Below are 17,971 nucleotides of genomic sequence, written 5' to 3' on the forward strand. Positions count from 1 at the left end.
CATAACTGCGATGGTTTCAGTATCCAGAAGCAGTGACGGTGGGTTATCTGGCGACGATAGTAACCACACCGAGCATCGGCAATCCGCCCGACATGTTCCGACTGGCGCTCGGGCGCTGCTACTCGCCAAGCTGGCTGACATCCCGCGCAAGCGAACGCAACGCACGCCGCGCGTTGAATCAAGACCCGATGTATCCGACTCGACGGGCGCCGAGAGCCGTGCATCGCGGGTCATTCAGCGCGCGCTGCAACAACACGTTCTGCCTGTGGCCGACGCGATCGGACTCGACGTAACGGAGGAGACAGGCCACCCGCAGGGCGTCGCCACGTTGGCCAATTTGGCCACATCGTTTGGAGTTGACGTCACGCACGACGATCTTCGCTGTTGGAGTCTGCTGCTAACGATATCGACTGCGCTGGATGTACTCGTAGACGAAGACGGCGTCGCCGATATTGCACCTCACGCGAAGCAACTGACCGAGGGCAGGCCGATCAAAGGCGTAACGCAACAAGAGGCGACGCGCTTCGCCTCCGTGTTCAAATCGCTATCCGCACAAAAGCAAGCCAGCATCATGCAAGGGACAGCGCTTGCCGCATTTGCAGAGCGGCAGCGGGACGCCAAAACAGTTGACGCGTTTCGCTTGGTGCGATGCGAGGAAGCCGACATGCTTGCCGGAATTCTGAGCATGGAGCTTCGCGACGGCGCCGCCGATCGCGGCGCCCGGCTCGCGTTCAACCAGTGGATGACGCATTTCAGCCGGGCCGCCAATCTCCTCGATAGCCTGATGGATTTGCGTGCTGACTACGAACAGGGCTTGATATCGATCCCGCCCTCCGTTTCGAACAGAGGAAAGTTGAGTCGTCTGGCTGCAACGGAATTGCACAACTGTGTGCGCGGCTTGCCACGTGGCACCATTGCGCCGCTATTTCTGGCGAGCGTATCGAAAGCATTGCGCGACGCAGCAGGTCTGCCGCCGTCCGATTATCGCTATCGTTTTGGCGATCCTTCGCCATCTGAGCATCCATTTAATCGATATTGGCGTTCACCTCCGCCTGAGCGCTTCGTCGCCAACCTGCCGGCTCAACCGCGTGATGGAAATCGTTCGGTATATCGGGCGGCTCGTTTGCCGCGGCCTATCGAACGCGTGCTTGAGCCACGCGTCAACGCGGCCTTGCGGCGAAACTCGATTCACTCGAAGCTCGCGCAAATTTTCGCGATGGATGTGAGCCTGCTTTCGCAGGCGGTAAGCCGATTACCGAGGCCAAAGCTAGCCTCGGTCGAGACTATCCGAAACGTCGCACAAATCAAGCGCGGCGACGATGTGCCATACACGTTCACCGTCAACAAAAATAATCGGGCATCCGAGATTCTCGTGCGTAGCGACCTCGAATCGGTAGCGGACGTTCGCATGCAGGAGGAGATCTTATGGCGCGCACTCGGAGGCGCGCTGCTGCACCGCGAGTTCTGCGCGGCAGCCGAAGTCGCTGCACCGGGCCTGCAGGACGGCGCGGCCAGTTGGTTCGGTCGCATGATCGAGATGGAGCCAGCGGGCCGCGAAGACCCATCTGCTTATGCAACCTTGCTCGCGCACCGTGTGCGTCACGCCGTATCGCGCGGCATCGGCACCGACGATATTCGCGAGGAGGACCTCGGCCTGAAAGATCCCGTGCAGGCATGGCTGATCGAGCAAGTCGCCGCGCGGATGGGGCGGCACCGATTAGCGCAGGCAGCCTTGCTCGGTCAGCGCGATGCAATTGACGAATTTTCTCGCACGGCTGCATCCGTTGTTGCGTCGTACGCCGACATCATCCGACCCATGCACCCGAGGCACGACTCGGAATGAAGAAGGTGCGCTTCGCCCGAAATCGACAGGACTACTAAGCAATTGCCGTAGACCGGTCATTATCGAAAGACGCGGCGAGCGATAGCAGTGCCCACTTCATCCATCGCAACTTTCCCGCCGAGATCGGGCGTGCGTGGCCCTTCTTCGAGCGTGGCTTCGATGGCGGGCGAGAATGGCATCGTGCGCTTCATGCTCCTTGCCTGAATGATTGCGTAGAAAATCGAGCATCATCGCCGGCGGACCAGATCATCGCAATCGGATTGGCAACGCGCTTTCCTGCAATATCGGGCGCTGATCCGTGAACCGGCTCGAACAGCGACGGAAATGCGCGCTCGGAGTTCAGATTGGCTGAGGGTGCTAGCCCGATAGTGCCAGTGCATGCGGGCCCGAGGTCGGAAAGGATATCGCCGAAAAGATTCGTTGCGACGACAACGTCAAAGCGATCGGGGTTGAGCACGAACCGGGCGCACAGGATATCGATGTGCTGCCGATCTGATCGTGCCTGCCGGTCGTGTTCTGGCCATGCACGACGGCGTTGGCCGACAGGGGGAATCACGGATAGCGCACCACAGCGTGACCATGCTTGCGTGCGCTCGATGCTGTAGTTGGCGCCATCGGCGATGACGCGATCGACCGACACCTCGCAGGGCAGCTCTGCCTCCATCCCCTCGTGGTCAGACGCCTCCGTATCGGTGACGCTAATGGCGTGAACGTTCATGTCCGGATCGAGCAGCGCCGATTGTCATCGCCGTCGTTATTGTCCGCGAGCTCGAGTCGGAAGAGGGCGCCTGTTACCCGAAATGATTGCGATGCACTTGCGGCAGACTTTGTCACCGGCATACCCAGCCCCGCCAGCTTCAACTCGAACGCGATCTGCTCTTAGACTGCATCAGCCTCGCGTGATACTTGGCCGCTTCACGCCGCAAACGAAACTCTTCGGGTGAGACATAAATCGACGTCGTGCCGTTGATGTACCGTGCCCGAAAAGATCCGCTTAATGCTGCCAGTGCCGCATTATCCGGTAGATACCTCAAACCGCGCTTCGCTCAATTTCGTCGGAATCGCTTGCCCGCATGGGTTACCCCTCATTCGTTAAATCCAGAAATCTGAACTCTAACCGATCCGCTTTCGCCGATCGTAAATCCATTACCGGCGCGGCCCACAGACAAATTCGATGTCACATAAAAACTAGCACCAGTTGAGTACCTTTTTTCAGGTGTTTTCGGTATTCGAAATAGATAGACTTTTACAATGCCGTCGGAACGATGGCTGGACGATATCCTCTAGTAAATTCGCTTGAATTCTGTGACGAAGGACTTACACTCAAAATCGTTTTTAATTTATATCCGAGTATCTGATGTGCGTTGAAGCCGAAACCATTACCGCTACCTGCACACATTCACCCTTTGCAGCGAGCACCATGGCGCGGCGCAAAGCTGATACACGAGGTGTGCCTTCAGGCTAGACGCAGTGCCACGGACGACGTGCAACAGATATCATCTTCGACATGTCCAGCACAACGCATGACAGCGCGCATAATGATTTGCAAAAATCATCGGGGAGCAGCGAGATTCGCCGAGCCTTCTTTCGAATTTGAATATCCGCAATTCTCTCCTGCCGTAACGCTATAGCACGAGCTAATCCGCACACCTTTCGCGGCGGCTTGCATCGCGCCGCGATGAAACCGTATAGAGGTCATCGATGAATGCCCAGCATAAATGCCCATTAGGCGCCGCGGTCGTATTGTCAACTGTCCTGTTTGCGCCACCAGCCTTTGCCACCACTTACTACTGCGATAATGACCCCGATCCGAGTCAATATCCAGGCTGCAGCACCTGGGCGGGGTCGGATGTCTTCGTCTATCGAAGCGGACAATCGGGCGACTGGAACGGCGATGATCGCCTGGATCCGGCAGGGGGGCGATGGGCCGGCTATGGTTGGATATTCGCACATATCCATCCGTACAGGTACTACGCGTGGTTAGCCAACGACGCCTTTACGGCATCTGCCGAATATAGCTACTACAATCAGGCTACCTATCAGTATGGATCTCTCAGAACCCTTAATCAAAACACGGCTCCAGGTGGATGGAATTATCTCGGGAAGGGCACGGGCAACGCAGTGCAAATGATGCGAAATTATTCTCGGGGCGGACTAGGTGCTGATGTAGTCAAAGCCGTGACCATCAGCACAGTCGGCAACGGCCAATCCGCTGCCGACGACGAAATGGATCCATCCGCTTTGAACCCGTTCTCTCGCTGCGAGTCTTTAGCGATTCGAGATCCCGCGATCGCGGCAATCCAGCAGAAGATGCTGGACGCGGTCGATCATTACCGCGACATCCGAGGCTCCTTTCGCATCTCCTTTTCCAATAACAGTCAAGGCGACAACGTCGCGTTCGAGATCTCCGAGCAGAACCGAAGCAGCCTGGTTAAGATAACCGATGCCACCGGCAACCCGATCACCCATGTTTCGAATGGCCAGTCGGCGATGACTTACTTTCCTAGCGAGTCGAAGTTTCAGACATCGTCACTGGCCGAGACCGAGGCGCCTGCCACGGGCCCACGTTTCTATCGCAATGCCAAGTGCGAGCCGGTCTATCTTCATCGAGACGATCCGGCCGGCGCCACTGGTGCGAACGAAGTCACGTTGCCGCAGAACTACGCATTCTGGTTGACGACGGCGACCAGCAAGATTGCCGGCCATGACTACGTGGCGGGCCGCCAGGCCACCGTCATTGAAGGGCACCTCGACGCCTATCTGACGCGGAAGCTGGGTGCAAGCACGTTCAAGATGTGGGTCGATGACAAGACCGGCGTGTTGTTGAAACTGATCGGGACCGACGACAAGTCAAAGCAGGTCTATTCGATCGAGATGGTCAATGTTCAGTTCGATACCGGCACGGTGAAGGTCCCGGCAATTTCCACACCGCCTGCTGACTGGACCGCGATCACTCGCCAATGACCGAGACTTGTCCAGATCCGGGTTTGAGGCGTAGTGGATAGGCTTTGTTTGGCAGGGGTCCTTGGCGTTCGCGGAGCAATGGAACAGGCGTTTCGAACATTGTGATCGATCCGTCATTGGAGTTGGTTGACCCAGAAATGATCCGTACTCGCTATCCTTGAGGAAACAGCACCTCGAGCGGGTAGTGCGTTTTCACAAACGGCGACTTGATGATGACGTAGCTAAAGTACTTCTCGATGCCGATATCGCGTTCGAGTAGCCCTTCCATCACACTCTGATAGTGGCTCACGCTGCGTGTGACGAACTTGAGCAGGTAGTCATAGCCACCGCTGGCAAGATGGCATTCGATGATTTCGTCGACGTCGCGAATAGCGGCGACGAAGCGCACGAAGTCCTCTCGGCGATGATCGGCCAGCGTGACTTCCGTAAAAACGATTTGGACGTCGCCGAGTTTTTCGAGTTGGATCTGTGCGCCGTAGCCCACGATATAGCCGGCTTTCTCCAGACGTTTGACGCGGATCAGGCATGGGCTTGGCGACAAGCCGACCGCATCCGCGAGTTCGACGTTCGTAATGCGTCCTCTCTTTTGAAGTTGAGAAAGAATGCGCAGGTCAATTCGGTCTAGCTTGTTGCAATCGCTGGTCATCTTCAGTTATCGCCTTGCCTTTTGATCGAAAACGCGTTGACTACTTTAGCACGCATGTTCGCGATTGAAGCGGCCGAGCGCGGCTGCAATAAAACGTCTATATCAATAGCCGCGTTCGCGGTCGACTTGCCCGATCATCGGCAAGCCTGCCCGGTATCGCTCGATGTTATCGAGCACGGCAACAACCGCCGTCTCGGGGCGCGTGGCACTAGCGATATGCGGCGTGATGCGCACGCGCGGGTGCGCCCAGAGCGGGTGGTCGGCCGGCAACGGCTCCGGGTCGGTGACGTCGAGCAGCGCATAGCGCAGATGCTCGTCATCAAGCAGGCGAAGCAGATCCTGCTGCTGGAGATGAGCACCCCGGCCGGTCTGTATCAGCGAGGCGCCGCGCGGCAATTTGCCGAGGAGCTTGGCGTCGAGCAGCCCTCGCGTTGCCGAGGTCAGCGGCAACAGGCAGACGAGCACGTCAGTGCGCGACAAGAACGCGTCGAGTTCTTCCGCTCCGGCATAGCATGTAACGCCTGCAATAGCGCGGGCCGAGCGGCTCCAGCCCGCGCAGGCGTAACCGAATAAACGCAGCCGCTCGAGCACCGCGGTGCCGAGCATGCCAAGTCCCAATACACCGACGCGACATGACGACGCCGGTCGCACGGGTATCTCTCGCCAGCATGCTTGTTGTTGTTGCCGCCCGTACTCGAAAATATCGCGATGCACACTGAGCACGCCTTGGCATACGTATTCGACCATGCCTTCGACAATCCCAGGCTCGACCATTCGCACGACGGGGATATGCGCGGGGATCCCGCCAAAGTCGAATTGATCAACGCCGGCGCCGACCGAGAAAATCACTTCGAGGTTCGGCAGCGTGCCGAGAATGTCGTCTGGAGGCTGCCAGGCGGCGAGATAGCGTATGTCGGCGGTGTCCCCGAGGTCAGGCCATAGCCGAAAGCCGAGTTCGGGCGCGCGTTGCGCAAAAAGACGCGCCCAAATTTCGCCGCGCGCGGGATCGGCTTTATAGAGGAATGTCATCGGAGCGTTAGCCAATGGCCTGATTGATGATGCCGTACTGAGCGAATTGCGGGTCTTGCGACGCAAGGCGTTCGCCATGACGCGCCATTTTGACGACGCTGTCGACGCGCAACAAGCCGAGCGACTCCAGCCATGCGTGAAGGCCTGCGTCGCCGGGCACGTCGATCCGCACGAACTTGCCCGGGTTGGATGCCAACCAGTGGCCAATCAACGCTTTCGCGCGAAACGGCTCGGCGGTGCGCGGCGCGACGACGGGCCCGATGGCTCGGCCGCGGCCGAAGCGACGAAAGAGCGCGAAGCCTACAAGCTCGCCATCGCGGTCGAGTCCGATGCCGTCGGCGCATTCGATCAGCGCGGGAAGCACGGCGCTTCGGTCCAAGCCGCTTGCGCGAGATGCGAGCTCGACCAGGCGCGGCGTATCGTTTGCACCGAGCGGCCGCAACCGCTCACTTGGCGGCAGCGGGACCAACGGCGGCTGGAGCGCCGCACCCTGATGCTGATCAAGCATGCCGATGGCCACAAAGCCGAGCTTCTCGTACAGCGGTCGCCCCGCTGGCGTCGCGTGTAAAACCGTAGCGCGCGAGCCGAGTGTTTCGAGTGCGCGTTCCATCAGACGCCGGCCGACGCCGGCGCCCTGGTACGCGGATGAGACGATCACCATCCCGAGCGAAGCAGCATCCGTCCCATACTTCCAGACGAATGCCGTCCCGATCACGCGGTTATCGCATTCGGCGACGATGCCGTCACCCAGATCGGCCACGAACTGCCAGTCCTCCGCGCGATGCGGCCATTTGAGTTCGAGCGTCAGCGCGTGCGCTGCCGCGACATCTGACTGAGCGAAGCGCCGGTAGTGAATCGGAGCGGACACGCGTTTTCCCCTCGGAGCCTTGACGAGCGCACTGTGTCACGTGGCACCGGCGCTGACTAGGACGATCTTTTCGCAACCCGGCCGTATCAGCAGCACCGCAGACTCTGCTGTCGGTCGGCCTAAAAACGCGTGCTTTATAGCGTCGGTCCTGTTCGAATCAGAGACATTTTTGTTTTTGCATTGATTAAATCTCTATACGACGGGAGGCATTCGTGATCCGGCGCGAAGTTGATAAAGCCTTACCGCAGTTTTTCATCAATCACTTGTGGAGAAGCTCGATGAGCAAGGACCCGTCGCAATATGATGCAGGTGCAGTTCAGACCGCTCTCGAGCGATTGACAGCGAAAGGTGCGTCGCGGCGCGACGCACTGCGCGCGCTCGTCGCCGCTGGCGTCGTGACGCTGACCGGCGCGGGGCTCGTCACGGCGAGCCCGAATGCACGCGCACAGGACAAGCCGAGGCAAGGCGGCAAGATTCGGGTGGCAACGCAGTCCGCCTCTACGTCCGATACGCTGGATCCGGCCAAGGGCTCGCTCTCGACGGATTACGTGCGCTGCAATATGGTCTACAACGGTCTGACCGAACTCGACGCACACCTCGGCGCAAAGATGGCGCTCGCTACGTCATTCGATACGAAAGATGCAAAGGTATGGGTCGTCAAACTGCGCCAGGGCGTGCAATTCCATGACGGCAAGCCGCTCACGCCGGCCGATGTCATCTATTCTCTGACGCGCCACAAAGATCCGGCCGTTGCGTCGAAGGCCAAGACACTGGCCGACCAAATCAGCGAGGCGAAAGCGACCGGGCCAAACGAACTGACGATCACGCTCGCGGGCCCCAACGCGGATTTGCCTGCGATCCTGGCCGACGCGCACTTTCTGATCATCAAAGACGGCACCAAAGATTTTTCGACCGCTATCGGCACAGGCCCGTTCAAAGTGAAGGAGTTCAGACCGGGCGTGCGTACAGTCGTCGTTAAAAACGAGCGGTATTGGAAGCCGGGGCTGCCGCACCTCGACGAGATCGAGTTGGTTGGTATCGGCGATGAATCGGCACGTGTGAACGCGTTGCTCTCGGGCGATGTGCAGTTGATCAACTCCGTCAGCCCGCGTTCAACCACGCGCATCAAGAGTACCCCCGGTTTCGCGGTACTCGAGACGAAGACCGGCCAATACACCGATCTCGTGATTCGCGACGAAGGTGGCATTACCGGTAACGCCGATTTCCGCCGTGGCCTGATGTATCTGCAAAATCGCGAGCAGATGCGACGCACCGTGTTTCAGGGCTTTGGTGCCATCGGCAACGATCAGCCGATCGATCCGACCAATCGTTATTACTTTGCTGGTCTGCCGCAACGCCCGTTCGATCCGGACAAGGCAAAGTTCTATTTTCAGAAGGCGAAGGTGGGCAGCACGCCGCTGCAGCTATTCGCGTCGCCTGCGGCAGACGGGTCGGTCGATATGGCGATGCTGCTGCAGCAAGCAGCACCGCTTGCCGGCCTTACGTTGCAGGTCACACGCGTACCCTCCGATGGTTACTGGTCGAATCATTGGATGAAGCATCCGCTCGGTTACGGGTCCGTCAACGCGCGGCCGACCGCCGATATGCTCTTCACGCAATTCTTCAAGTCGGATGCGGCATGGAATGAAGCAAATTGGAAAAACGCGCAGTTCGATCAGATGCTCCTGGCCGCGCGCGGAGAGCCGGACGATGCGAAACGCAAGAAAATCTACGGCGACATGCAGGTGCTCGTGCACGAAAATGGCGGCGTCGGCATCCCGATGTTCTTGAGTTCGATCGATGCGCATGCAGCGAAGCTCCAAGGTCTCGGATCGATTCCCCTTGCCGGCTTGATGGGCTTCGCGTTCGCCGAGCACGTCTGGCTTTCAGCATAAACGTGTTCGTCGGCTGCGCTCGTGATGGAGGTGTCGCGTGAACGGACGGTTTGTGCGTCTGGGCGAAAAGCGGCGTGAGACGTTTCGCATCTACGTCGATGGCATGGCATGCGAAGCGGCGAACGGCGACACCCTGCTCGTTGCGTTGCTCAACGTCGTTCCGGCATTGCGCGATTCGGAGTTCGGCGATGGCCGGCGCGCCGGCTTTTGCCTGATGGGCGCATGTCAGGACTGCTGGGTGTGGTGCGCGGATGGTGCGCGCGTGCGCGCCTGTACGACGCTTGCCACGCCCGGCATGTGCATCGTGACGAAGCCCGGGATGGCAGGAGGACGCATATGGCCGCGCGCGTAATTGTCATCGGCGCGGGGCCTGCCGGCGTGCGCGCGGCGCAAGCGATCGTCGAGGCCGGATGGCGGCCGCTTGTGATCGACGAGGGGCACCGCGACGGCGGCCAGATTTATCGCCGCCAGTCCGAAGGATTGTCGCGCTCGTATGCGACGTTGTACGGCACCGAGGCCAAGCGTGCGGCAGCCCTGCATCACGCGTTCGATGCAATCAAACCTCACATCGACTATCTGCCGCAGACACTGGTCTGGAACATTTCACCTGGTGAGGTGCATGTCGTGACGAGCGAGCGCTATCGCGCGCATGCTTTTGATGCGCTGATCATTTGCAGCGGAGCAACGGACAGGCTGATGCCGGTGAAGGGATGGCATCTCGCTGGCACCTACAGTCTCGGTGGTGCGCAGATCGCGCTGAAAGCGCATGCATGTGCAATTGGCTCGCGCGTCGTTTTGCTCGGCAGCGGGCCGTTGCTGTATCTGCTTGCTGCGCAGTATGTCAAAGCGGGGGCCGGCTTGGCGGCCGTGCTCGACACGTCCACCGTGCGCACGCGTATGCGCGCGCTGCCGGCCTTGCTGTCGGTGCCGAGTGCATTGATCAAGGGAGCGGCGCTGTTGCGCATTCTGCACCGTGCTGACGTATTGGTTCATCGCGGCGTGCGGCCTATCGAGATCCATGGCACGCCCGACGACGGCGTCAGTGGTGTGACGGTGCGATTGGCGAATGGGCAACCGCTCGACCTGAGCTGCGATGCGATCGCACTCGGTCATCATTTGCGGCCCGAAACGCAATTGGCTGATTTGTCCGGCTGTGCATTCAAGTTCGACGAAGCAGGGTGCCAATGGTTGCCCAAGGTTGACCGCGATGGGCGCAGCAGCGTGAGCAATGTCTATCTCGCCGGCGACGGCGCGCATGTCAGAGGTGCCGATGCGGCGGAGCGTGCGGGCCGTCTCGCTGCACTTGCGGTGCTGCTTGACCAGGGCCGGGAGGTCGATGGCATGGCGATGCTGCGCAAGCAGCTCGCGCGCTATTCACGCTTTGCGGCGGGCCTTCGGCGCGCCTTTCCCTGGCCCGCCGAAGCGGCCGCGGCATTGTCCGACGATACGGTGATTTGTCGCTGCGAGGCGGTCACGGTTGGACAACTTCGTCGCATCGTGCAAGTGACGGGAGCCAGCGAAGCGAATCGTGCCAAAGCATTTTCTCGCGTGGGCATGGGGCGATGCCAAGGGCGCTATTGCGCACACGCCGCTGCGGAAGTCATTGCCGCAACTATATCGATACCGCTGAGCGAAGTGGGCAGGCTAAGGCCGCAAGCGCCTGTCAAGCCGCTGCCGATGGCAATCGTTGAGGACTCCTAAGGATGCATGCCGGATGAGTGCGACGCATACAGACGTCATCGTGATCGGTGGCGGCATCGTGGGCACAGCGACGGCCTTTTTCCTGAGCCGGCGGGCGCGCTCAGTAATGTTGCTGGAGCGCGGCTTGACGGGGCAGCAAGCAAGCGGTGTCAATTTCGGCGGAATACGGCGGCAAGGACGCGCGTTACATCAGTTGCCGATTGCGAACCGTGCACTGGTGACGTGGCGGAACGCGGCGCATTGGCTCCAGCACGACGTGGAGTTTCTGCCGGCGGGCCATACGCGCGTTTGCTATCACGAACAAGATGTCGAAACGTTCGAGCACTATGCGCGCGAGGCACGCGTCTTTGGGCTCGACCTGGAAGTACTGCGAGGCCGTGAGGTGTTCGCTCGCTTTCCGTTGCTCGGGCGGAAAGTCTTGGCGGCATCGATCTCCCCGCTCGATGGTCACGCCAATCCGCGCGTTGCCGCGCCAGCGTTTGCTCGCGCCGCGGCGCGTCTCGGCGCGCAAATACGGGAGAACGTGGCGGTCACGCTAGTGGAGCGAGACGGAGGCGGCTTTCGCGTGGAAGACGCGAACGGTCGCGTTTATCGCTGCGAGCGACTCGTGATTTGCGCGGGCGCGTGGGCGAATCGACTCAGTGCTCAATTCGGCGAACCGGTTCCGCTCGATGCGCATGGCCCGCAAATGGCCGTTACCGAGCCCGTGCCGTACGTATTCGGTTCGTCGATGGGTGTCTACACCCATGTCAAGGCAGAAAGTGTCTATTTCCGCCAAATTCCACGCGGCAATATCATTTTGGGCGGGGGCCCGCCCGGTCCTGCCGATATCGATACCTGTCGGGCCGCTGTGACGCCGCTCAATATGGTTCGCCAAATGGCGCAGTTCAGGCGTCTGGTGCCAGCGCTTGCGCCGCTGCATGTCATTCGGACTTGGAGCGGTGTCGAAGGCTATCTGCCCGACGGCGAACCGATCATCGGCGCAAGCGCAGCGGTGGATGGTCTTTACTATGGCTTCGGTTTTTGCGGTGCCGGTTTTCAACTGGGGCCGGGCGTCGGCGAGACGTTGGCCGAACTCGTCGATACGGGAACCAGTGCGATCGCACTCGACGCATTTTCGATCGATCGATTCACGAAGCGAGCCGCGACAGCTTTCAAAACAGCAGGTGCATCATGACGCGATCGGAAGGCCTCGATAGCGCGCGTGCTTTCATCGATGCGCATTTTACGGAGCCGCTCACCCTGGTTCAGATGGCCGCCCCAGCCGCGCTTAGCGTCTCGCGCTTTGTCACGGTTTTTCGGCTGCGCTTCGGATCGTCGCCCTATCGATATTTGTGCGGCTTGCGCATTGCTCGCGCACAGGCGCTGTTGTCGGCCGGACTGCCTAGTGTGGTCGTTGCGGCGGAAGTGGGGTTCTTCGATCAAAGCCACTTCGGCCGCCATTTCAAACGTTGGTGCGGAATGACGCCAACCACTTTCGCGGCGCAAGCGCGGGCCTTCCGCACCACTTCGAGCACTGGCACTAGCACGCACGATCATCGCGATTGCAATTAGTTCAAGCAATCACCTTGTCTGATGAATAGACTTGTCTGTATTGTTTTTGCGTTCAGGCGTCCACTGCTTCGGACGAACGCGTTTGTGATGTTGTCCCCGTCCCTACGATGGTTTGTTCCTGCAGCAACAGTAGTGGAGGTTCAGGGACATGAGCGGCAATATCGAAAGGACAGCAACACATACACACTTCATTGAGCGTCACCCCGATTCAGAAACGGCTGATGATCGCGCATCAGCGCACGGCGCAACGACACAGACGGGCGCCGATCCCAGGGACGAGCGCCTGCACGCTTTGCGAGAGCGGCACGTGTCGGGCGCAGCGTTGGCATCCTCACGCTTCACTGTGACACTCTCCGGGCAAAGCGTTGCTTCGTCGCATAAGATCAGGCCAGCGAACGCACCGGCGCTGCCGCAAAGGGTCAGGGGCGCACGCCTGTCTTGCGATCCTCGCGACCGCGTACTTTCCATGAGCGCTGACGGGCTGAATGTTGCTTTCGAGCTGCTTCAATTGGAGCCACTCAAGTCGATGACCGCGGCCTCGACGCCATTTCGAGCACGGATGGATCGGCTGCAGGCAGAAGCTTGGACCGTGCGCGTCACCGCGTCACCGGGTAGAGGTTCGTTCACGGATCACCAAGCGAAATCGATCGTCGTCGACAGGCGTTATGTTCTCGATGCCGCGGCTATGCCGGTCGAAACGTTCGCCATGCTTTCGCACGAGTTCGGTCACGCGGAGTTTCCGCCAATCGAGATCGATCCCGACGACGTGATGAGCGACCCGCCACTCGCTGAGCAAACGTACATTGCACTCAGCACCGAGTCCGCGCTTGACGAGGAGGGCGAAGCAGTGCTGGCCGAGCTAACTGACTTGTGGGCCGCGTTCAAGTCCGGTGAGTGGCCTCGGGCTCTGGGCGATCAGTTGGCGACGCACCGCGTCGGTTGTCAGCAGATTTTTATGCAATACGTAAAACCCGGGGAACATCAGGGCGACCGCGAGTGGGCACGACGAGCATTGGGGCAGTACATCGGCGATAACGAACGACCGTGCGTACAAAAGGTATCCGGGCAGAGCCTCACATATCGTCAGTACTACGAACGGATGTACGCGACACACTGGCAAGCGATACAGAAGAAACGACATTCTGGAGCTTGATCGACGCCGCGCGGCCGCCGCGATCGAACAAGCTCGGACCGGCGCCGCAAATCAGCCTTGCCGACTACGCGTTCGAGTAGCGGCTCGACATCGACCGCATCTCTACGATGAAGCCGTCGCCGAAATGGCGATGCTAAGCAAGCGAGAAAAAAATGGTTTTTTCCCATGTCGTTTCGATACCGCGGTGGTCCGTACGGGTCTACCACGCTGACACCGACGCCGGCCGCGTCGCGCACCATACGGCCTATTTGCGCTGGTTCGAGCAGGCGCGCGCCGAGTGGCTCTGCGCGAACGGGCTCGGTGCACGCGAGCTCGAAGCACAACATGACATCGCGTTCGCGTTGATCGAGGCCAACCTTGGGTTCCTCCAAGCCGCCGAAATCGATCAAACATTGGTGATTGCCGGCACGGCATCGCTTGCGAGTCGTTGCACCTTTCAAGTCAGTCAAACATTGATGCGGGACGGCACACCCATCGCCAGAGCCAATCTGAAGCTTGCTTGTGTCGGCTTGCAATCACGTTCGCTCGCGCCGTTGCCGGAAGCATTCAAAATGCTCTTCGCGCGGGAAGTGCCCCGCGCGCTAGACGACGCACCAGCAGTCGCCGAAAGCGCTTCATGAGCGCACCCGAGCGCCATTACCCCATGGTCCGACCCCGCGCCGATTCCAAGCGAAAAGCGAGTCGCTGAAGGTCATCCCGCGTTCGGATGACGTGAGGCACGCGCATTGCTGCCGCATCGTCATGAGTTCATTTGACGATCCGGACACGCCAACGACAGCGATGCATGTCGCCAATGCTGGCTGGCCGCCGCTTTGCGCGCGCGGTCAAGAGCGAGCCGCGCCGCCTCGTGCCGAGCCAGCCGCACTGACACGGCACGGCCTGCTCGAAGCAGGCCGCAACTGCGACTCGATACGTCACGCCGATCGTTTCGCACTCCTAATCGATGCCCAGGCATATTTCTCGGCGCTGCGCGAAGCGCTGACGAAAGCGCAAAGGACGATCTTTATCGTCGGCTGGGATATCAACAGCCGCATGAAGCTCGTACCCGAAGGCGCGGACGACGGCTGGCCCGAACCGCTCGGCGAATTTTTGCAAGCGCTGGCGGCGGCGCGCAGGCGTTTGCGCATCTATATTTTGGCGTGGGACTTCGCCATGATTTATGCGTTCGAGCGCGAATGGCTGCCGGTGTACCAGACCGGCTGGCGTGCGCATCACGGCGTCTTGTTCCGGCTCGACGGCACGCATCCGCGCGGCGCATCCCATCATCAAAAGTTTGTCGTCATCGACGATCGCCTCGCGTTCGTCGGCGGACTAGATCTCACGCGCTCGCGATGGGATACGCCGGCGCATGCGCCCGACGACGCGCGCCGGCGCGACCCGAACGGCACGGCATACGGACCATTCCACGATGTTCAGACGATGTTCGATGGCGACGCCGCGCGTGCCATCGGCGAGCTCGCGCGTGCACGGTGGCAGGCCTCGTGTGGCAGGCGCATCGCGATTCGCGCGCAGCGCTCGCTCGATGACAGTGCCGACCCATGGCCGAGCGAAGCGCGTATCGATCTGCCTGACGTGCTGTTGGGCATCTCGCTGACGGCGCCGCCTTATCGCTCGCGTATGCCAACGCAGCAGGTGCGTGCGCTGACTGCCGATTTCATTGCAGCGGCCCAGCGGTCGATCTACATCGAAAACCAGTATTTCACCGCTGCCGTCGTACGCGAAGCGCTATGTGAACGGCTTGCCGAGCCCGACGGGCCGAATGTCGCGGTAATCGTTCCTCGCATGCAAAGCGGCTGGCTTCAGGAAGCCACGATGGGTGTATTGCGCGCACGGCTGCATCGCGCGCTCGTCGATGCGGACCGCCACGACCGCTACCGCATGTATTGCCCGCATATCGACGGGCTAGGGTCCGGCTGTCTGAACATCCATAGCAAAGTCATGATAGTGGACGACACGCTGATGACGGTCGGCAGCGCCAACCTCAATAATCGATCGATGGTGCTCGACACGGAATGCAACATCGCTATCGATTCGAACGGCGATGCGCGTGTGCGTGCGGTCATCGCCGAATGGCGAAATCGCCTGCTTGCCGAGCATCTCGACGTCCCCGTCGACGATATCGTCGCAAAGCAACAACGCCACGGCGGGCTCAACGCTACAATCGCCGCGCTTGGGCGCGACGAAGGGCGATCGCTGCGGCCTTTCACGCCGGTGACGACAAGCGACCTGGACGCATTGGTGCCGGTCAACGCATGGCTCGATCCGGAGCAGCCCATCGCACCGCAAGCGCTGGTGCGCGAGTTCGTTCCCGAGGAGCACGGCAAGTCGCTCACGGCTCGCTTCTTGCTGCTTGGCGCGCTGGTGCTCGGCGTCGTCGTGCTGACGGTGCTATGGCGCTTTACCGCCTTGGGCCAGCACATCAATCTCGCTTTGCTGGTCCATTGGGGCAAGCAACTCGGCACATTGCCGTTTTCGCCACTGATCGTGCTGGCTGGTTATGTCGTCGCAGCGGTGTTATCAGTGCCGATCACTGCGCTGATCGCCGCAACGGGGCTCGTCTTCGGCGCATGGCCAGGCATGGGTTACGCGTTTTTCGGCACCGTGATTGCGGCGGCGACAACCTACGGCATCGGCGTGTCGCTCGGGCGCGATGCGGTGCGCCGATTGGCCGGGGCGAGAGCGAACCGGCTCAGCGAGCGAATCGGACAACGCGGCATCGTCACGATGATGGTGCTGCGTCTGTTGCCGATTGCACCCTTTACGATTGTCAATCTCGTGGCCGGCGCATCGCATATCAGCTTGCGCGATTATCTGATCGGCACAGTACTGGGCATGACGCCCGGCATTGTGTTGACCGTGACGTTCGCGCATCAATTGATCGCGGCGATACGGCATCCGGGCGGCGGCGCATGGGCGACGCTCATTGCCATTGGCGTCGCGCTGGTGGGCGTCTCCGTGATGCTGCAACGATGGTTAGGAAAACGCCAATGAATGGGCCAACGAGCACGCTCGACCTGGACGTAGACACTTCGGACCTGATAAGGCAGCCCGTACCCGCGTACGCGCGTTCGGTGCGTATCGCGACCTATAACGTGCACGGTGGGTTCGGAGCGTGGACGGTGCACGCGGCGCAACGGATGAAAGAGCGCGTGGCGGGTGTGATCGCCGAGCTCGATGCCGACGTGATCGCGCTGCAAGAGGTACCGCTCGGCGGCACTGACGCCCCAGATCTGCTGGCTCACCTGCGCGAGACTAGCGGCATGTATGCCGTCGAAGGGCCGACGTTTGCCACGCCGCGCCGGCGTTATGGCAATGCGGTGCTCTCACGCTTGCCGATTCGCGCGGCGCGCTCGGTCGATTTATCGTTTCATCGCCGGGAGCCGCGCGGGGCGCTCGACGCGGATGTCGAATGCGGTTCGACGATTTTGCGCGTAGTGGCGACGCATCTCGGTTTATCTGCAAGTGAGCGCAGCGCTCAGGTGCGCTCGCTGCTGGCAGCATTCGATACAAGCGAGCTGCCCGTTATTCTGCTCGGCGATATCAATGAGTGGTTCGTGCATGGCCGGGCGCTGAGAACGCTTGTCACGCATTTTCGCCGCGCGCCGGCACCGCGCACGTTTCCGACTTTCTGCCCGGTGTTTGCGCTCGACCGGATTTGGGTCCACCCCGGCGAGTGGCTGACAGGCGTCAGCGTGCATCGCAGTGCGCTTGCACGCAGGGCATCGGATCACTTCCCGCTGATCGCGCAAATCGATATACCGTCCGACGCGGCGGATAACGGAGGTAATGATGAACACCGCTGAGCTGACGGGGCCCGCGCTCGATTACTGGTGCGCGCGCGCGCTGGTCGACGATGACGAGGAGATACGTTTCGCGGCCGTCGACCCTACTATTGTCGTCACCTTCACGCACGGTGATCTACGAAAGCTCGATCAACGGTTCGCTCCCGCGGCGAACTGGGCCGATGCAGCTGACGTGCTCGAGCGGGCGCGCGAATTGCTGCTGACGACGAACGATGCGGGCGCCGCGCGCTGCCGCATTCGCTTTGCCGGCTGCGCGCAACCGCAAGAGGCTGACGGACCGGCGCCTCGTATTGCGCTGTTGCGCGCATTCGTTCGATCGCGTTTCGGTGACACCGTTGCCGACGACCACCCGCATATACCGCATGCGGTGCGCCGCGGCGTGGTCGTCCCGATAGAGGCGGGTGGCGGCTCGCCGACTTACGCTGAAGATCGTCAGCGCACCGGCGACGAAACGAGCGATATCCGGTCAGTGCCTCGTCTGTAACCTGTCATGGCATGCCAATTGGATATCCGCA

The 17,971-nt window shown here is 60.5% G+C and carries 15 protein-coding genes and 1 pseudogene; 12 read left to right on the plus strand and 4 right to left on the minus strand.

What is annotated here, in order from left to right; translation table 11 throughout:
* The first annotated feature begins 10 nt into the window (after nt 1-10).
* Entirely contained in the window at nt 11-1,843 is a 1,833-nt protein-coding gene (locus ACSQ20_RS20000; protein ID WP_436023507.1) for a hypothetical protein, read from the plus strand.
* Between the two features lie 59 nt (nt 1,844-1,902).
* Here ACSQ20_RS20000 and ACSQ20_RS20005 read toward each other — a convergent pair.
* Nucleotides 1,903-2,336, minus strand: a pseudogene (locus ACSQ20_RS20005) (isocitrate/isopropylmalate family dehydrogenase); the annotation flags it as partial.
* A gap of 1,208 nt (nt 2,337-3,544) precedes the next feature.
* Between ACSQ20_RS20005 and ACSQ20_RS20010 the strand changes: the two are divergent.
* Nucleotides 3,545-4,807 carry a hypothetical protein gene (locus tag ACSQ20_RS20010; protein ID WP_436023509.1) on the plus strand — a complete coding sequence of 421 codons (1,263 nt, stop codon included), beginning with the start codon at nt 3,545-3,547 and terminating at the stop codon, nt 4,805-4,807.
* Nucleotides 4,808-4,958: 151 nt separating this feature from the next.
* Here the strand turns inward: ACSQ20_RS20010 and ACSQ20_RS20015 are convergent, their stop codons facing one another.
* The 3 genes from ACSQ20_RS20015 to ACSQ20_RS20025 all read right to left on the minus strand — a co-directional run bounded on the left by ACSQ20_RS20015 (nt 4,959) and on the right by ACSQ20_RS20025 (nt 7,350).
* Nucleotides 4,959-5,453 carry an Lrp/AsnC family transcriptional regulator gene (locus ACSQ20_RS20015; protein ID WP_436023511.1) on the minus strand — a complete coding sequence of 165 codons (495 nt, stop codon included), beginning with the start codon at nt 5,451-5,453 and terminating at the stop codon, nt 4,959-4,961.
* 102 nt (nt 5,454-5,555) lie between these two features.
* Nucleotides 5,556-6,482 (minus strand): 2-hydroxyacid dehydrogenase, encoded by a 927-nt coding sequence (locus ACSQ20_RS20020; RefSeq protein ID WP_436023513.1) that lies wholly within the window; start codon nt 6,480-6,482, stop codon nt 5,556-5,558.
* Between the two features lie 7 nt (nt 6,483-6,489).
* Entirely contained in the window at nt 6,490-7,350 is an 861-nt protein-coding gene (locus ACSQ20_RS20025) for a GNAT family N-acetyltransferase (protein ID WP_436023515.1), read from the minus strand.
* A gap of 278 nt (nt 7,351-7,628) precedes the next feature.
* Here ACSQ20_RS20025 and ACSQ20_RS20030 point away from each other — a divergent pair, with 278 nt between their 5' ends.
* The 10 genes from ACSQ20_RS20030 to ACSQ20_RS20075 all read left to right on the plus strand — a co-directional run bounded on the left by ACSQ20_RS20030 (nt 7,629) and on the right by ACSQ20_RS20075 (nt 17,940).
* Nucleotides 7,629-9,245: an ABC transporter substrate-binding protein gene (locus tag ACSQ20_RS20030; protein ID WP_436023517.1), complete on the plus strand. Its 1,617-nt coding sequence runs from the start codon at nt 7,629-7,631 to the stop codon at nt 9,243-9,245.
* 37 nt (nt 9,246-9,282) lie between these two features.
* A complete protein-coding gene (locus ACSQ20_RS20035) occupies nt 9,283-9,597 on the plus strand; it encodes a (2Fe-2S)-binding protein (protein WP_436023519.1) in 315 nt (104 codons plus the stop codon).
* Nucleotides 9,582-10,946 (plus strand): FAD-dependent oxidoreductase, encoded by a 1,365-nt coding sequence (locus ACSQ20_RS20040; protein WP_436023521.1) that lies wholly within the window; start codon nt 9,582-9,584, stop codon nt 10,944-10,946. The genes ACSQ20_RS20035 and ACSQ20_RS20040 overlap by 16 nt, the downstream gene beginning before the upstream one ends.
* A gap of 13 nt (nt 10,947-10,959) precedes the next feature.
* Entirely contained in the window at nt 10,960-12,123 is a 1,164-nt protein-coding gene (locus ACSQ20_RS20045; protein ID WP_436023523.1) for an NAD(P)/FAD-dependent oxidoreductase, read from the plus strand.
* Nucleotides 12,120-12,500 carry a helix-turn-helix domain-containing protein gene (locus ACSQ20_RS20050; RefSeq protein WP_436023525.1) on the plus strand — a complete coding sequence of 127 codons (381 nt, stop codon included), beginning with the start codon at nt 12,120-12,122 and terminating at the stop codon, nt 12,498-12,500. Before ACSQ20_RS20045 ends, ACSQ20_RS20050 begins: the two co-directional genes overlap by 4 nt.
* A 466-nt stretch (nt 12,501-12,966) precedes the next feature.
* The gene (locus tag ACSQ20_RS20055) at nt 12,967-13,653 is read left to right on the plus strand and encodes a hypothetical protein (RefSeq protein WP_436023527.1); all 687 of its coding nucleotides are present in this window, start codon (nt 12,967-12,969) and stop codon (nt 13,651-13,653) included.
* A 152-nt stretch (nt 13,654-13,805) separates the two neighbouring features.
* Complete coding sequence (locus ACSQ20_RS20060; RefSeq protein WP_436023529.1) at nt 13,806-14,273, plus strand: thioesterase family protein; 468 nt, start codon at nt 13,806-13,808, stop codon at nt 14,271-14,273.
* Nucleotides 14,274-14,433: 160 nt separating this feature from the next.
* Entirely contained in the window at nt 14,434-16,644 is a 2,211-nt protein-coding gene (locus ACSQ20_RS20065; protein WP_436025763.1) for a VTT domain-containing protein, read from the plus strand.
* Nucleotides 16,641-17,456, plus strand: a complete 816-nt coding sequence (locus ACSQ20_RS20070; protein ID WP_436023531.1) for an endonuclease/exonuclease/phosphatase family protein — start codon at nt 16,641-16,643, stop codon at nt 17,454-17,456. The genes ACSQ20_RS20065 and ACSQ20_RS20070 overlap by 4 nt, the downstream gene beginning before the upstream one ends.
* Nucleotides 17,440-17,940: a phage protein NinX family protein gene (locus tag ACSQ20_RS20075; protein WP_436023533.1), complete on the plus strand. Its 501-nt coding sequence runs from the start codon at nt 17,440-17,442 to the stop codon at nt 17,938-17,940. Before ACSQ20_RS20070 ends, ACSQ20_RS20075 begins: the two co-directional genes overlap by 17 nt.
* Nucleotides 17,941-17,971: the final 31 nt, after the last annotated feature.

Origin of the sequence: Trinickia sp. LjRoot230, from assembly GCF_964253315.1 — a bacterium.
Taxonomy (GTDB): Bacteria; Pseudomonadota; Gammaproteobacteria; order Burkholderiales; family Burkholderiaceae; genus Trinickia.

Bases quoted from the DNA above. Each gene is read 5' to 3' on its own strand.
- ACSQ20_RS20050 (WP_436023525.1), top strand. From the start codon at position 12,120: ATGACGCGATCGGAAGGCCTCGATAGCGCGCGTGCTTTCATCGATGCG.
- ACSQ20_RS20040 (WP_436023521.1), top strand. From the start codon at position 9,582: ATGGCCGCGCGCGTAATTGTCATCGGCGCGGGGCCTGCCGGCGTGCGC.
- ACSQ20_RS20055 (WP_436023527.1), top strand. From the start codon at position 12,967: ATGAGCGCTGACGGGCTGAATGTTGCTTTCGAGCTGCTTCAATTGGAG.
- ACSQ20_RS20030 (WP_436023517.1), top strand. From the start codon at position 7,629: ATGAGCAAGGACCCGTCGCAATATGATGCAGGTGCAGTTCAGACCGCT.
- ACSQ20_RS20065 (WP_436025763.1), top strand. From the start codon at position 14,434: ATGCATGTCGCCAATGCTGGCTGGCCGCCGCTTTGCGCGCGCGGTCAA.
- ACSQ20_RS20010 (WP_436023509.1), top strand. From the start codon at position 3,545: ATGAATGCCCAGCATAAATGCCCATTAGGCGCCGCGGTCGTATTGTCA.
- ACSQ20_RS20045 (WP_436023523.1), top strand. From the start codon at position 10,960: ATGAGTGCGACGCATACAGACGTCATCGTGATCGGTGGCGGCATCGTG.
- ACSQ20_RS20015 (WP_436023511.1), bottom strand. From the start codon at position 5,453: ATGACCAGCGATTGCAACAAGCTAGACCGAATTGACCTGCGCATTCTT.
- ACSQ20_RS20060 (WP_436023529.1), top strand. From the start codon at position 13,806: ATGGTTTTTTCCCATGTCGTTTCGATACCGCGGTGGTCCGTACGGGTC.
- ACSQ20_RS20070 (WP_436023531.1), top strand. From the start codon at position 16,641: ATGAATGGGCCAACGAGCACGCTCGACCTGGACGTAGACACTTCGGAC.
- ACSQ20_RS20000 (WP_436023507.1), top strand. From the start codon at position 11: ATGGTTTCAGTATCCAGAAGCAGTGACGGTGGGTTATCTGGCGACGAT.
- ACSQ20_RS20020 (WP_436023513.1), bottom strand. From the start codon at position 6,482: ATGACATTCCTCTATAAAGCCGATCCCGCGCGCGGCGAAATTTGGGCG.
- ACSQ20_RS20075 (WP_436023533.1), top strand. From the start codon at position 17,440: ATGATGAACACCGCTGAGCTGACGGGGCCCGCGCTCGATTACTGGTGC.